The organism is Bifidobacterium thermophilum (assembly GCF_002846655.1).
Lineage (GTDB): Bacteria > Actinomycetota > Actinomycetes > Actinomycetales > Bifidobacteriaceae > Bifidobacterium > Bifidobacterium thermophilum.
On the sequence record NZ_PCGX01000010.1, the window covers coordinates 401,533 to 416,306 of the forward strand.

A 14,774-nucleotide genomic window follows, 5' to 3' on the forward strand; every position below is an offset into this window, starting at 1 on the left:
CCCTGCCCAAACGCAACACGCCACCACGCCGCACATACAACGGTGGCCTGCCGGCATACAACCGACAGGCCACCGCGATTCGCCCGACAATACGTCAGGAATTCATGATCTTCGTCAGCGACTTCAGGCGCTCATTGTCGAAGAGCTTCTCGAGCGGAACGACGTTGCCGTCATAATCCGCGAGCGGGATACGCCAGTTCGGGTACTCGTTGTTGGTGCCCGGCTGGTTCTGCGCGCGTTTCTCGCCGACGGCGTCGGTGATGGATGCCGCGATGAGCTTGCTCGGCGCATCCTTGAGCCCGCGGTACAGCGCCTCAACGATCTGCTGCTCATTGGCCTTCTCGTCCTTGAGCAGTTCCGCGTCAAGATAGCCGTTGTCGACGAGCATCTTGAGCATCGCGTTGTGCTCCTTGGTTGCGGATGCCTGGAATTCCTCGACCGGGCAGTCCAGCAAGTTGAGCTTCTCGCGGATTTTCACCTGCTCATACTCGAGGTAGCCGTAAGACGGTGGCATATCGTGGGTGTTAACCGAAGCAAGTGCATACTCGCGCCAAGTCTTCGGGGCCTTGAACTTGCCGTCCATCTGTTCGAACCATTCGACGGCGCAGCCAAGCACGCCGTGACGTCCGAGCGACTTCGTCACGAAATCGGGGACCACGCCGAGATCTTCGCCGACGACCACGCCGTTGGCGCGCGCCGCTTCAATGGCGAGAATGCCGAGCATAACCTCGGAATCGTAGTACACGTAGGCGCCGTGCTTGGCGCCCTTGCCCTGCGGGATCCACCACAGACGGAACAGGCCCAGGATATGGTCGATGCGGACGGCACCCGCGCGGGCGAACATGCCGTGCACCATCTCTCGGTACACCTGATATCCGGTGTTTTCCAGCTGGATTGGGTTGAGCGGAGGCTGGCTCCAGTCCTGACCCTGCTGGTTGAAGTAATCCGGCGGCGCGCCGACCGTGGCGCCCTTGGCGAATCGCTCAGGATTCCACCACACGTCGGATCCGGCAGGATGAACGCCAACAGCCATATCGGCCATCAGACCGATCTTCATGCCGGCGTCCTTCGCCGCACGCTGGGCGGATTCGAGCTGCTCGCCGGCAATCCATTCGAGCCAACGATAGAACTCAAGCGTGTCGGGGAACTGGTTGCGCAGCGCCGCGACCTGCGCGGAATCCTTGGCGTACTTGCGCTCCCAGTTGTCCGGCGTGTCTTCGGGCTTGCCCCACTTGTCATAGCACAGGCACCACGTGGCATAGGATTCGAGCTCGGCGCCCTGCTCCTTCTTGTACACGTCGAATTCAGCCTGGCGGCCGGCGGAGCGTCCAGCCTTGAACACCAGCCACAGCGCGCGCATCTTCATACGCCACATGGTGTCGCGGTCGATGAGCTGCGCGTCGCCGTTGAGCGGTTCGACCTGGGAATGCAGCTCCTCAATCTGCTTGCGCGCGGCGTCATCAAGCTGCTTGTATTCCGGAATGGACTCCGGGCGAATGTACGTGAAATTCACGAAACGACGGCTGATCGGCAGATACGGGGACGGGGTCAGCGGAGCCACCGGCTCACTGCCGTGGACCGGGTTGATGAGCATGAAATCGGCACCGGTCTTGCGCTTGGCTTCCACGAGGAGGGTCTTGAGATCCTCGAAATCACCGACACCCCACGAACCGTTGGAACGAATCGAATACAGCTGAGCCATCCAGCCCCACAGCTGGTTGTTCTTCATCGGGTCGATCAGCTCGATCTTCTCCGGAGCGCTGATCAGTGTGGCGTCCTGCTCGCGGTCGCCAACACGGACATGCAGCGTGTGGTAGCCGATCGGAAGATCCTTCGGCAGGGTCAGCGAGGCGGTCGCGACGAACTTGCCGTCCAACGAATACGCCTGAGAGCCGTCGCCTGCCCCGGCGACGAGCTCGCCGTCATACTGCCGGCCGTCTTCCAAGGTGATGGTCGCCGACGGAATCTCCAGAATGCCGGTATTGACCAGCACGGAGTCCTCCTTGCCGACCGTATGCAGGACGGTCGGTGGGACCAGACGCGCGTGGCGTTCGTCGAGAATGGTGCGGATAGAACGTTCAATGGCCTCATCGTCCGACGCATCCACGCCAAGCGCCGCGAGTACCGCCACGAGGACGTCGTCCTCGATTTCGTGGTAGTCGTTGCTTTGGCCGACATAGCTGGTGCCAATGCCGACGAGCTTGGCAAGACGAATCAGAGGACGAGCGAGGCGCTCATCGTTTTCGGTCTTCTCTGTCATACGTTTAAGTGTAAGCCCAAAAAGCGACCGGAAGAAGACGAAATCTCGGATTCATCGACAGTTTTCTGGGATTTTAGTTCGATTCGCCCGTCTGTTCGGCTTCCAATCTGCGCTGTGCGCATTGCGCCACGGACGGGGAGGTGTCTGTGCTCAAGCGTTGCAGGGTCTCCCGCGAGGCCTGCGGGTTGAGCGCGACCGCGCGTCGCACCATGCCCGCGAGGACGGCCGGGGCGCCGGGTTCACACGACACGCCAAGCGTGGACAGGAAGTCCAAAGTATCCGCGTCGACTTCAGGGTTCTGCGCTCCCTCAAGACGCATCTTCCACGATGTACGGGGGTTGCGCAGAGCGGCGTCCCGCACCGACGGGTCGGGGTCCTTGGTCAGGCGCCCCACCAGCCAGTTCTTGTCGTCCTGATTCGCGGCGACCCCACGACGCACCTGAGGTTCGGGATCTTCCGAGAGTTTGACCAGGATATTCGGGAACGGCATCTCGGTAGCCAAAAACACCCGGTCTTCAAGCGGCGTATGCTGATTGCCCGCGACCGCCTCAAGCAGTGCGGTGGCGCGGGAGAAGGCTGCTTGCAACGAACGGTCCGGCAATGGGCGACGCGCGTATTCATGCAGTTCGGCGACGTCATCGGTATGGCGCAGGCGTTCGTAGGTGACGGTCAGTGGTTCGAAGGACGCGGCTGCGGTATCGGGTGTGGCGGAGTCACCGGGTGTGGCAGAATCCGGCGTACCGGTATCAGACGCGTCGGAAGCCGGCGTACCGGCGTCGGATGTGTCTGTGTCTGTCTCGGATACGTTGACGTCAGGCGCATCGGTATCAGGCGCGTCGGTATCGGATGCCACAGTGTTAGGCGCCTCAGCAACCAATCCACCTTCGGATTGCTGATGTTGAAGCTGCCCGTCTTGGGGCTGCCCCTCCTGCGACTGCCCCTCCTGTGAGGCCGCAACCGCCTCTTCGTGTTGCGATGATGTCGTCTCGCTCATGCCGTCACTCACACCCTTCACTGTATCGCCCGGTGTTCGACACCGATCCGCTCGGCGTGCACCGATCCGCTGAAGGCCTCGATGACACGCGCGCTGAACGCCTGTGCCTTCGATTGCTCAATCAGCGCGTCAAGGCGAACGACATCGGTGTACTGTTCGTTGTCACGCACCCCGTCGGATTGCGCAATGAGATGGGTGAGCGTGTCAAGCTGCGGATAACCGACCGTCATCCGCAACCGCACACAGGTGGCGATTCTCGCGGTATCCGCCGCCTTGACTGCCAATGACGCCGCCGAAGAATACGCCCGCGTCAAGCCGCCGGACCCCAGCAGAATACCGCCGAAATACCGGGTAACCGTCACCACGCAATCCGTAAGATGATTGGCGCGAAGCACATCGAGAATCGGCTTGCCGGCAGTGCCCGAGGGCTCGCCGTCATCGCTCATCCGCTCTGCGAGCCGCCCTTGATCGCCGCATATCGCAGCATAGGCCACATGACGCGCCTTCGGGTGGCGTTCGCGAATCGTCTCCACGAAAGACACCGCTTGCGCAAGCTCGTCGACATGGCAGATGTCGGCGATGAACTCGGACTTCTTGTCCGTCAGCGACCCTTGTGCGGGAGCGGATGCGGGGTTGAGCACTGTGAATGATTCAGCCATAACAGCTTCCACGATAGCGCATGGGATGATGACGAACGCACGACTGGTTTTTCGATTTGGCCTGATGCGCTGGACCGAATGCATTACAGCGGGGCGACATGGCGGATGTCGGGCGACGACGGGGTGCGGCACCGCCCGACACGCCGAGACACGCCGAGACACGCCGAGACACGACGCACGAAGTACCGGAATGTGAACGTATTGATTAACGGAAAAATGTTAACGCAAAACCAGAATATTTACGCGGGAAATCGGGATGACAACGAATGCAGTTTTTCCGCTGTACCGAGCAATGGACCATCAGAAAATGCTGAAATTCCGCCATTGTGTAGATACAATAAAAGTACGGAGACGGCGGACAAAGGCGTACCTCCGGCTCCGCCCTACGTTCCGGCGGACAACGATGCCCGCCAAATCAATCGTTTATCGTTCAAAGGCATGAACCGGATACACGGGCACATGTCCACCGACGAATGAGCGGAACAATCAGGTGATGGAGGCTTGCTCCATTCCCGGACAATTTCGCGACTCGCACGTCTCAACAGGGCTAACGAACCCCGACCACGTATCACTTGGCCAGATCATCGATGTCACGCTCGCGGCATCCTATCTCCCACGCGAACCGGAGGGTAATGGCATCGGTCGCGCGCAAAATAATCCCAAATCTCGCGAAATCGTTGCGGAAACGCGAGATATCGGATTCTGCATCCGGTACTTCTTCGGGCATACGACCACCACAACCGTGGTCGGGACCGTGGATGGGATGGCGTGGACATGCACGCGTGCAGGGCTGCTCGACGCTGAAAAGCGGGGCAATTGGGTATAGGGCATCTGCATCGCCCAGAGCAGATCAGAGGTCGAATCTGTTGTTGCGTGTATCAAGTTTTGGCTCCACGTTGCGGGTTTACGGTGTCGCCGCAGGCGGTCGTCTGATACCGATCGGCGACGGTGTGAACCGGTTCCGATTCCGATACGCGTTCTCTGATTCAGTCCGCAGGCTCGGCCGGATGCCTTGCCGTCGCGCCGACGACCAGGCCCCCAAGGCATCCACGAATCATTGAAATCCCGGGGTCTTACAGTGATGCCATGATCGACGGACAGGCCAAGTCCAATGCCAGCACGGACTGAATCGGTTTTCAGTCCGCATTCTCCGATTCGGTCCGCGATTTGGGAAATCCCGGCGATCCGTGCAGCCACACTTGCGACGGATGATTGTGATAATGCGGTCTGAGCGCTGGGATTCCGCGGATTTGCGGTGTTGCCGTCGTCGACGGACCGGCGCCGGTGTGGACTGGTTCCGATTCCGACGCGCAATTTTCGACCCAGTCCGCGGACTTGGCCCTTAGGGTGGGTAAGGGTCACTTGGTTGGAACCAGGCCCACCGGAAGAGTATTGGTATTCTGCAGTTTTCGTCGTGGGCGTGACCAGTGGGATGTGTAATGATCGGCACCTTTGCGGACTGGATTGATTTTCGACTATTATTCTCCGATTCGGTCCGCGATCCGGGCGACTCAAGTGACTCGCCGCGCAATGGTTGATTATCGCAGTGCATACAAATCACTGGAATTCCGCCTGTTTACGTTGATACCATGGCTGGGAGCCATGTCCGTTGTGACGCCGGTAGGGACCGGTTCCGATTCCAGCGCGCGATTCGCAATTGAGTCCATCAGCCTAGGCTGATGCTTGGCTGTCGCGACAACGGTCGACCCCAAAGTCATCGGCGAATCATTGGAATCCCGCGGGTTTATTGTGCTGCCATGATTGGCGGGCAGGTCCGGTCCAATGCCGACACGGACCGGTTCTGATTCCGCCCAGCATTCTCCGATTCAGTGCAGGAATGTTCGATTACCCGCCTAGCTTCCAACCTGCCCACGGTCAACCCTCTTCCACTCTGCCGTTCAAATCATTCAAATGGACCGATACCGACCGGCAACATTGATGGCACCAAACAAGTCAACCTGCAAAGCACAATGTCTCGGCATGCGATAGCAGCAGAACATGGCCAGTCACGGCGACTTTCCGTCAATATCTGCTCAGCCGCGCATGCCACGGCATACAGGACGCACGGAGACCGGAACAATAATCAAGACTCCCACGCGCTCCACCGCCGGACACGCATTTCGCCGATAACCCCGGTCGTCGGCCTGAGTCTACCGCCACTCACTGCACACTCAGCACCGGCAGAAGATTCTTGTTCCGCCTCTGCCGACACTGAGATGTCCCTGAGATGTCCCTCAGCGTCGGTAGAAACGACACACGGCTTGCGAGCTACGGGAGACCCGGGCCGGTACGCGTGTTGGCCTATGCACCCTCGAATGGCACCAAACAACGCACCAAACATGTCCCTGGGAATCAGGGGTGTCCGCAGACCATGTGGGGGTTTGGGACAGTTGGCGACCACAGCACCGGCGATCAACAGAAAATCGTTAGTATTCCAAGGTTCTACAAGGATTTTGCGGGGATGAAAAAAGGGCTTCCGGGATTATCCGGAAGCCCATGGGCGGAGTCAGAGGGATTCGAACCCTCGAGCCGCTAAATGCGACTAACACCTTAGCAGGGTGCCCCTATCGGCCACTCAGGCATGACTCCATGTTGCGCCGCTGAGCGCAACATCACATTACCATACCACCTTTCGCCGACGAGTGCACATCACGCCACGCCCATCGCCACCTGCAGCCGAAAACCCCTCTCCGGCTTAGGATGGATGCATGAGCACCGCACCACGACTTCAAGCCGCCAAACGAGACTGGGGACATGACGAAACCGGCTGCACGGTGCTGCATATCGATATGGACGCCTTCTACGCCTCACTGGAGATCGCCCGCAATCCCCGTCTCAAAGGCAAACCGGTGATCATCGGCACCGGAACACGCTCCGTCGTATCCGCAGCAAGTTACGAGGCCCGCGCGTACGGTGTAAATTCCGCGATGGCGACCGCACGCGCCCGCCGGTTATGTCCTAACGGCGTGTTCCTGCCCGTCGATATGAGCTATTACCGCATGATGTCGCGGCGCATCTTCGACGAAGTGTTCAGCCAAATCACCGACCAGATCGAACAGGTATCCGTCGATGAAGGCTACATGGACGTATCCGGCGCATTGCGCCAGTGGGGCAAGCCAAGCCGTATCGGCGCCTGGATCCGCGCCCAAGTCGCACAGCGTTATCACATCACCTGCTCGGTGGGCATCGCTTCGAACAAACTGGTCGCCAAAATGGCATCCACCAACGCCAAGCCGGACGGCATGCTGCTCATCCCGGTCAACCGTCAGGCACAGTTCGTGCAGATGATGCCTCTGCGCGGCATTCCAGGCATCGGGCCGTCTTTGGAACGCAAACTCAACAGCTGGGGTATCACCAGAGTCGCCGACCTCGCCACCACCAGCGAAACCGCACTCGCGCAAGCCACCGGCTCGGCCATTGCTGCACACAATCTGCACATGGCGGCTTGGGGGCTCGACGAACGCGCGGTCACCCCACATACGCCTGAGAAATCCATCGGTTCAGAAAGCACCTTCGATGAGGACACGCATGACGCTCGCCAAGTGCGCGGCCTGCTGCGACGCTGCTGCGATGAGGTCGCGCGCTCCCTACGCACACGTGGACTGATGGCCCGTACCCTGACCGTGAAACTGCGCTATGCCGACTTGTCATACACGACACGGGCAAAAACCATGGATCATCCGGCGGACGCGGCAAGCACCCTCTACCCCCAGGCAGTGGAACTGCTCAATACCACGCTGGGGCTCGCCCCCGACACACCGGACACCACCCCGCTCCCCAAGGAAATCAGACTGGCGGGCATCAGCGCAAGCGGCCTGATTCAGGCACGTGGTGCGGTCATCCAACCGACACTGGAGGACATGCTTGAGGAGCATGAATCCGCAAGCGGAGAATCGCGGTCGAATCGGCTGCGCGACGCCGAACAGGCGATGGATGCCGTGAGGCAACGCTACGGGCTCGGCGCGGTCAGCCTTGGCGTTGGCGAGGGACAGGATACACGGCATCGCGCGGTATCCAACTCGCGCACCGCCCCAGACTCGCATCGATCGAACCTCGATTAGCCCCGAAATCGGGATTAACCGCTACATGACCACAGCCGCACAGCCCACAACCGACAAGCAGCGTCTCCCCGGCGGACGTTCCGACCGGTCAGGAGACCCGTCGAGCCCGCCTCACTGCCGTTAGCTTGTCTTTCGCTTGCAATCCCGATCAACCGTCAATCAGGCGGCGTGTCGCAAGGCCGAGCACGCCAGTTCGATGGTCTCGTCATCCGCGGTGGACGAGAAGCGCAACGAATCCGGCGCACCGTAGAATTCGCCGGGGCTGGGGACGATGCCCAAATCAGCGAGCGCCGCCATATCTTTCCAGCAGTCACCGCTCAACGCCTTGACCCACACGTAGAGCCCTCCCTGCGGCATGTGCGCGTCATAGCCGTAATCGCGCAGCGCGCTGACAAGCGATTCGAGGCGATACCGGTAGCGCTTCCACTGATTGTGCACGGATGCGACATCGCGCAGTCCGGCAGCCATCGCCGCCTGCACGGGTCCCGGAATAATCAAGCCGAGCTGTTTGCGATATGCGGACATGTGCTTGATGATGTCCGCATCACCGGCGATGAACGCGGTGCGATACCCGGCCATATTCGACTGTTTGCTCAGCGAATACAGCATGAGAACACCCTTCGCACTCCCCTCGCATACCGCGGGCGACAGCACACACGGCGTGGAGGACAGCGAGAAGGAATTCGCAGCCTGCGCCTCGTTGGAGTCATCATGAGTGGAAGCAGTGCGCCAATCCATCATCGCGTAGCATTCGTCGGACAGCACGACAGCGCCGATCTCGCGCGCCGCTGCGACGATGCCGGCAAGCTGGTCGGCGGACAGCACCGCCCCGGTCGGGTTGGACGGGGAGTTGATCCAGATGGCTTTGACTCCCGGAATGGTCCGCCAGGAATCCGTGTCGGCGACATCGTCGACCTTGTGTACTGAGGCTCCCGCGATTTGCGTGCCGATTTCGTACGTCGGATAGGACACCTTCGGCTGGATGACGACATCCCCCTGGCCGAGACCGAGCAGTGAGGCCATCAGCGCCACCGCTTCCTTGGATCCGACCGTGGGGACAGCACCGGCGCCGACCGCGTCCATGTCGACACCACGGCACACGCGCATCCAGTGGGCGATCGCCCCGCGCAAATCATCGGTACCAATGGTCTTGGGGTATCCGAAGGCGTTGTGTTCGTTGGCGGCCGCGGCGAGCGCACGCTGCACGGATTGCGGGACCGGATCGACCGGGGAACCGACGGACAAGTCAATCTGCCCGTTCGGCGTGTTCATGGCTGTTTGCCGGTATGTGGCGAGTTTCGACCAATCGTAGGTGTTATCGAATGCCGCGAATCCCATGATGTTACTCCTCTCCGCCCCAGCGCGGGGTTGCGTCTGGGTTTCCGTCGCGCCCGGCCGACGCTCAGCCCGGCCCGATGCGACGGGTGATGACGAGATATACGAGGACGGCCGTCACACGAAAAGTGCGGCGGCCGTCCAACACGCCTGAATGTTCTCAGGACTCCTGGTTCTGCGGTGGCAGGGCGGCTACCTGCGCGGGGTCCTTGCCGATCGGGCCGGCCGCTGATGCTCCGCCCAGATCGCCGACTTCGTCGAAGAAACTCACCGCGGCGTCCTTGTACCAGGCCCACTCCTCGGGAAGATCGTCCTCGTAGAAGATGGCTTCGGTCGGGCACACCGGCTCGCAAGCACCGCAATCCACGCATTCATTGGGATTGATGTACAGCGAACGTGAACCCTCGTAGATGCAATCCACCGGGCATTCGTCGACACAGGCTTTGTCCTTGACGTCGACGCACGGCTGGGCAATGACATAGGCCATGGCTACCTCCTCATTCGCCATCCACACTACCCACGGTCGGGGACGTGAGCGCAGGGGACGCGGGAACCGACGAGTCAGGCGAAGACGCCGCAGACACTGACGACGTGGGCACGTCCGCCCGCACACCCGCTCCGCCGGGCAGATAATCGATCAACTCGCCATTGCCGAGCCGCGAATGCCGATACGAGTAGCCGAAGTAGATCATGAAGCCGATGGCGAGCCACACCAGGAACCGCAACCAAGTCAACACGCTGAGATTGAGCATAAGCCAGAAGTTCGCGAGCGCGATGAGCACTGGCACCCACGGATTGCCGGGCATACGGAAGGCACGCGGCAGATCGGGACGTTTATGCCGCATGATCGGGATGCCGAGCGCCACCAGAGTGAACGCCGACAACGTGCCGATATTGACCATATCCGCCAGAATATCGATATCGAAGCAGGATGCGACCAGCGCGACAATCAGACCGACAGCGATCTGCAAGCGCGCGGGAGTGCCGTGTTTGCCGACTTTCGACAGGCCTCGCGGCAGCAGACCGTCGCGGCTCATCGCGAACACGACACGCGTCAGGCCGAGCAGAAGCACCATGACCACGGTGGTCAAGCCGATCACGATGCCCAGCGAAATGATTTTCGCCGCCCAGGTGGCCCCCGCCAACTCGAAGCCGGTGGCCAGGGACGGACTGTCCGCTTTGGCAAGCTGTTTATAGGAGACCATACCGGTCGTGACCACGGCGACCAGCATGTACAGCACGGTGACCAGACTCATGCCCAAGGCGATGCCGCGCGGTACGTTGCGGCCGGGGTTTTTCGTCTCCTCGGAAGCGGTGGCGACCACATCGAAGCCGAGGAAGGCGAAGAACACCAGCGCGGCTCCCGACAAAATCCCCGGCACGCCGTAGACAGTGGGCTTCATACCGGTCATCCACTGCCACAGCGGCTGCATCATCGCCCCGCTCGCCGACGCGCCGCGAACACTCGAAGCCGGCTGTTCAGGCGGGATGAACGGCGTGAAATTGCTCGCTTTGACATAGAAGAAACCAACAATGACAACGAACAGCACGATGCCAATCTTCAGCACCGTCAACGCGCCGTCAACGCGCGTGGACAACCGGGTGCCGAGCACCAGCAGCACGGTGAAGAACGCCACAATCACCAAAGGGGCGAGGTCGATGGTCAATCCGCCAACATGCACTTGCGTGGTGGTGTTCCAGCCGATCAGATGCAGGAAGTCATTCAAATAGACGCCCCAGTATTTCGCGATGACCGAACCGGCCATGAGCATCTCGAGAATCAGATCCCAGCCGATAACCCAGGCGACCAGCTCCCCCATCGTCGTGTAGGTGAAGGTGTATGCGGACCCGGCGACCGGGATCATTGATGCGAACTCCGCATAGCACATGACGGCTGCACCACACACGATACCGGCAATCAGGAAGCTCAGAATCGCCGCAGGACCCGCATGGTAGGCGATCGCCTGGGCGCCCACGGAGAATATGCCCGCGCCGACCGCGACCGCGACACCCATCATCGCCAGATCCCACACACCGAGCGTGCGCACCAGCTTGCGCTCGCTGTCGCCTGTTTCCGCGAGCGTCTGCTCAACTGATTTCGTTCTGAAAAGATGCATACAGCTCTCAGATCCTCTCCTCAATGCGCTGTGTGGTATGCCACGGGTGGTGGCAGTTCGCACGGCGTCTGATTCTACTGCCGTCTGAACGGCGGGCGCAGGTCATGGCCGCAATCCGGCGATTTCTGATTGATTGTCACCTGATGAGCCCGGATTGGCTGGTGCCGGATCCGGTCTGATCCGGTCTGTTCCGGTGGATCCGGTCTGCCACGGTCGCTGTGACCCCAGGAGGTCAAAACGTGACACCGACGAGCACGGGTTCGGGTACCAGCCGCACGCCGAACGCCTGTTCGACGCCGTCACGGACCGTCCGGGCGAGTTCCGCGATATCCGCGGCGCGCGCCGAACCGCGATTGGTCAATGCGAGCGTGTGCAGCGTGGACAGGCTCGCCGGGGCGCCGGCTGCGACGGCGTACCCCCTGTGGAATCCGGCATGGTCAATGAGCCATGCCGCAGAAGTCTTGGTGCCGGGCTCGCCCGACGGCAACACGGCGGGGAAGCGCGGAGCGTCCTGAGGCAGTCTGGCCGCCTGCGTGTCGTCAAGAATCGGGTTCATGAAGAAACTGCCGCAACTGTGCCGGTTGAAATCCGGGCCGTCCGAGCCGGTCGCCTCACGCTGGGCTTGTAATGCCGCCTGTACGGTGTCGGCACGTTTGGCGCCAGCCATGACCGGGATGCCATAGCGGTGAGCGTCTTCCAGCATGCCTTTGGCGGCGCGCACCTTGAGCACGGCGTCGCGGATCGCCGCAACCGGCATACGGTCTCCGACCTCAACGCCGAGCGCCTTGGCGAGTTGCCCATAGCCGACGGTGCCTTCCGCCCCGCGGTGCAGAAGGAACGTCACCGACAGGACCACGAAGCGCGGTGTCGGGAAAAACCTGTCGGACGGCTGCGCAGGAGCGTCGTACATGCTGGCTTTCAGCGCGGACATGCGGTATCCGAAACGCAAATGCTGCGGGTCAAGGGTCACCGTGCGTGATTCCTCGCGATCCCAAGCCTCGACTTGGGCAACACTGGAGGCGACCTCCTGGCCGTACGCGCCGATGTTCTGCACGACCGACGCGCCGACCGTACCGGGAATCCCCGAGAGCCCCTCGACGCCTTCAAGCCCATGGGCGACGCTCTCGGCGACGAAATCATCCCAGTTGCAGCCGGCGTCCGCGCTGACGGCGACCGTATCATCCGCCTGCGGCGAGCCGAAAAGGATGTCTTGGCGCGCGTCCCGCACGACAACACCGTCGAAGGGGACGTCGGCGGCAAGAAGATTCGAACCTCCACCGATGACGCTAAGCGGAGACCCTGCGGCATCGGCCTGCCGCACGGCGTCGATGACACCGTCGCGGGTGTCGGGAGTCAGGAAGGTGCGGATTGGCCCGCCCACACCGATGGTGGTCAGGTCGGCGAACGTCGTGGTGCTGTGCTCTGTGGTCATACCCGCAATACTAGCCGCAGGCTTGCCGAGACGGCGTCCCGCCAGAGGTCGGTGGATAACAAAAAAGCCTGACCGAAGTCAGGCTTTCTCGCAAGCGTGATACCACGCTCGAACAGATTCAGCGGGTTTCGCGATGAACCGTCTGCTTGCCGCAACGCGGGCAGAACTTCTTCAGCTCAAGACGGTCAGGAGTGTTACGACGATTCTTGGTCGTGATGTAGTTACGCTCCTTGCACTCCGTGCATGCCAGCGTGATACCCGGACGGATGTCGGCGCTCTTGCTTGCCATGTTGGTTCACCTCTGTGGTCGATTGCTTACCGGCGGTGTCGCCGGCCTTTGTAGCGAGGAAGAGACTCGAACTCTTGACCTTACGATTATGAGTCGTACGCTCTAGCCAGCTGAGCTACCCCGCCATGAGAGCCTCGAGTGAGAATTGGACTCACGACCTCTTCCTTACCAAGGAAGTGCTCTACCACTGAGCTATCGAGGCGTGGCTGGTAATGGATTCGAACCATTGAAGCACGAAGCGCCTGATTTACAGTCAGGTCCCTTTGACCGCTTGGGAAACCAGCCCTTGCCGCAAGCGACCTAGCCGCAACCGGCAACTTGGCTATAATGGCATTTTTGCGGGACAAATGCAAATCAGGCGTGTCGCAAGCCGGAAATCGCCCCGCCAAATCGGCGGTATTTCAGGCGACACGCCGTGGCCGCACACCAGGCCCGTACAGCCCGCGCATCAGACCTGCACGACGACAACACAGCCACCAGCAGTCCAAGCGCAACCACGGCACGTCCGAAACACCGCCGCAGCGCGTCCGCCGATCAGAATCCAAGCCGTTTGAGGTCGGCGCAGACGCTAATCACCCGGTCGTTCGCCTCACGCTCACCAATCGAGATACGGATGCCCTCGCCGCTGAACACGCGCACGGACAACGCCGCCTTGACGAAGTGTTCCGCCGCCTCGTCGGTACGCTCACCGATCGGCAGCCAGAAGAAGTTCGCGTACGGTTCAGGGAACTCCCATCCCTGAGCGCGCAAGGCCGCGACCACACGCGCACGTTCCGCAACCAGCGCCTTGACACGCTCGTCCAGCTCGTCATAGGCATCCATGGACGCGAGTGCAGCGGTCTGGGCGATCTCCGTGACACCGAAAGGAATGGCCACCTTGCGCATGCCGTCGATCACATCGGCCGGGGCGATACCATAGCCGATGCGCAGACCCGCAAGCCCGTACGCCTTGGAGAAAGTCTGCGCAACCACGATATTCGGGTATTCGCGGAACAGGTCCATCGCGACATTCGTGTCGGCGGCGGTATTGAACTGGATATACGCCTCGTCAAACAGAACCAGCACGTCCTTGGGCACGGCGGCCATGAGCTTGCGCGCATCCGCATCGGACAAGGATGTGGAGGTCGGGTTGTTCGGATTGTTGACGATAATCAGGCGCGTGCGCTCGTTGATGGCGGCGATCATCGCATCGATGTCATGGCTGCCGTCGGGACGGTTCGGTACTTTCACGCTGGTCGCGCCCGCGTTCGCCACGATAATCGGGTAGGCTTCGAAACTGCGCCACGGGTAGACGACTTCGTCTCCAGGACCGGCGACCAGATTGACCAGCTGGGTGATGACTTCAGTGGATCCGCAGCCCAGAACGACATTCTCCGGTTTGACGCCGAACTGGTCGGCCAAACGCTCCACAACCGCTGTCCCGCGCATGTCCGGGTAACGGTTCATGCGGCCGACGGCCTTGTCGACGATGGCCTGCTTAACGCTGGCAAGCGGCTCGTACGGATTCTCGTTGCTGGAGATCTTGTACGCGGTCAGACCCGGCGTCTTCGGTGCGGGCTTGCCTTGCTTGTAGCTGGGAATGGTATCAATGATTGCACGATGTAGGTATGCCATGACTCAATCCTAT

Annotated in this window: 12 protein-coding genes and 4 tRNA genes; 2 read left to right on the top strand and 14 right to left on the bottom strand. The window is 61.0% G+C overall.

From position 1 onward, the window contains the following. Nucleotides 1–94: 94 nt before the first annotated feature. The 3 genes from malQ to CQR48_RS07205 form a co-directional block, all read right to left on the bottom strand. A complete protein-coding gene (malQ, locus tag CQR48_RS07195) occupies nucleotides 95–2,260 on the bottom strand; it encodes a 4-alpha-glucanotransferase (protein WP_101452459.1) in 2,166 nt (721 codons plus the stop codon). A gap of 73 nt (nucleotides 2,261–2,333) precedes the next feature. Further along, nucleotides 2,334–3,113, bottom strand: a complete 780-nt coding sequence (locus CQR48_RS07200; protein WP_371836386.1) for an AbrB family transcriptional regulator — start codon at nucleotides 3,111–3,113, stop codon at nucleotides 2,334–2,336. Between the two features lie 158 nt (nucleotides 3,114–3,271). Continuing rightward, entirely contained in the window at nucleotides 3,272–3,913 is a 642-nt protein-coding gene (locus tag CQR48_RS07205) for an IMPACT family protein (RefSeq protein ID WP_015450981.1), read from the bottom strand. A 192-nt stretch (nucleotides 3,914–4,105) separates the two neighbouring features. On the opposite strand from CQR48_RS07205, the gene CQR48_RS09185 reads away from it, so the two are divergent. Continuing rightward, nucleotides 4,106–4,390: a hypothetical protein gene (locus CQR48_RS09185; RefSeq protein WP_143252748.1), complete on the top strand. Its 285-nt coding sequence runs from the start codon at nucleotides 4,106–4,108 to the stop codon at nucleotides 4,388–4,390. Between the two features lie 91 nt (nucleotides 4,391–4,481). Here CQR48_RS09185 and CQR48_RS09190 read toward each other — a convergent pair whose 3' ends face one another. Both CQR48_RS09190 and CQR48_RS07210 read right to left on the bottom strand, forming a co-directional pair. Continuing rightward, nucleotides 4,482–4,640, bottom strand: coding sequence for a hypothetical protein (locus CQR48_RS09190; protein ID WP_155809071.1), 159 nt, complete (start codon nucleotides 4,638–4,640; stop codon nucleotides 4,482–4,484). 1,774 nt (nucleotides 4,641–6,414) lie between these two features. After that, nucleotides 6,415–6,502: transfer RNA gene (locus CQR48_RS07210), tRNA-Ser, on the bottom strand. A 119-nt stretch (nucleotides 6,503–6,621) separates the two neighbouring features. Between CQR48_RS07210 and dinB the strand changes: the two genes are divergently transcribed. Beyond that, nucleotides 6,622–7,974 carry a DNA polymerase IV gene (gene dinB / locus CQR48_RS07215; protein ID WP_101452460.1) on the top strand — a complete coding sequence of 451 codons (1,353 nt, stop codon included), beginning with the start codon at nucleotides 6,622–6,624 and terminating at the stop codon, nucleotides 7,972–7,974. A gap of 159 nt (nucleotides 7,975–8,133) precedes the next feature. Here dinB and dapC read toward each other — a convergent pair whose 3' ends face one another. From dapC to CQR48_RS07260, 9 genes are all read right to left on the bottom strand, one after another. Next, entirely contained in the window at nucleotides 8,134–9,312 is a 1,179-nt protein-coding gene (gene dapC, locus CQR48_RS07220; protein ID WP_101452461.1) for a succinyldiaminopimelate transaminase, read from the bottom strand. Between the two features lie 157 nt (nucleotides 9,313–9,469). Beyond that, on the bottom strand, nucleotides 9,470–9,796 hold the full coding sequence (fdxA, locus tag CQR48_RS07225; RefSeq protein ID WP_015450985.1) for a ferredoxin: 327 nt from the start codon (nucleotides 9,794–9,796) through the stop codon (nucleotides 9,470–9,472). Nucleotides 9,797–9,806: 10 nt separating this feature from the next. Then, nucleotides 9,807–11,426 (bottom strand): amino acid permease, encoded by a 1,620-nt coding sequence (locus tag CQR48_RS07230; RefSeq protein WP_101452462.1) that lies wholly within the window; start codon nucleotides 11,424–11,426, stop codon nucleotides 9,807–9,809. Nucleotides 11,427–11,658: 232 nt separating this feature from the next. Then, nucleotides 11,659–12,858: a UDP-N-acetylmuramate dehydrogenase gene (locus tag CQR48_RS07235; RefSeq protein WP_101452463.1), complete on the bottom strand. Its 1,200-nt coding sequence runs from the start codon at nucleotides 12,856–12,858 to the stop codon at nucleotides 11,659–11,661. A gap of 118 nt (nucleotides 12,859–12,976) precedes the next feature. Further along, a complete protein-coding gene (gene rpmG / locus CQR48_RS07240) occupies nucleotides 12,977–13,147 on the bottom strand; it encodes a 50S ribosomal protein L33 (protein WP_003814458.1) in 171 nt (56 codons plus the stop codon). 51 nt (nucleotides 13,148–13,198) lie between these two features. Continuing rightward, a tRNA-Met gene (locus CQR48_RS07245) sits at nucleotides 13,199–13,272 on the bottom strand. Between the two features lie 5 nt (nucleotides 13,273–13,277). Beyond that, nucleotides 13,278–13,349 (bottom strand) — tRNA-Thr (locus CQR48_RS07250). Nucleotide 13,350: 1 nt separating this feature from the next. Beyond that, a tRNA-Tyr gene (locus CQR48_RS07255) sits at nucleotides 13,351–13,432 on the bottom strand. A gap of 249 nt (nucleotides 13,433–13,681) precedes the next feature. After that, nucleotides 13,682–14,761 carry a histidinol-phosphate transaminase gene (locus tag CQR48_RS07260; RefSeq protein WP_101452464.1) on the bottom strand — a complete coding sequence of 360 codons (1,080 nt, stop codon included), beginning with the start codon at nucleotides 14,759–14,761 and terminating at the stop codon, nucleotides 13,682–13,684. Nucleotides 14,762–14,774: the final 13 nt, after the last annotated feature.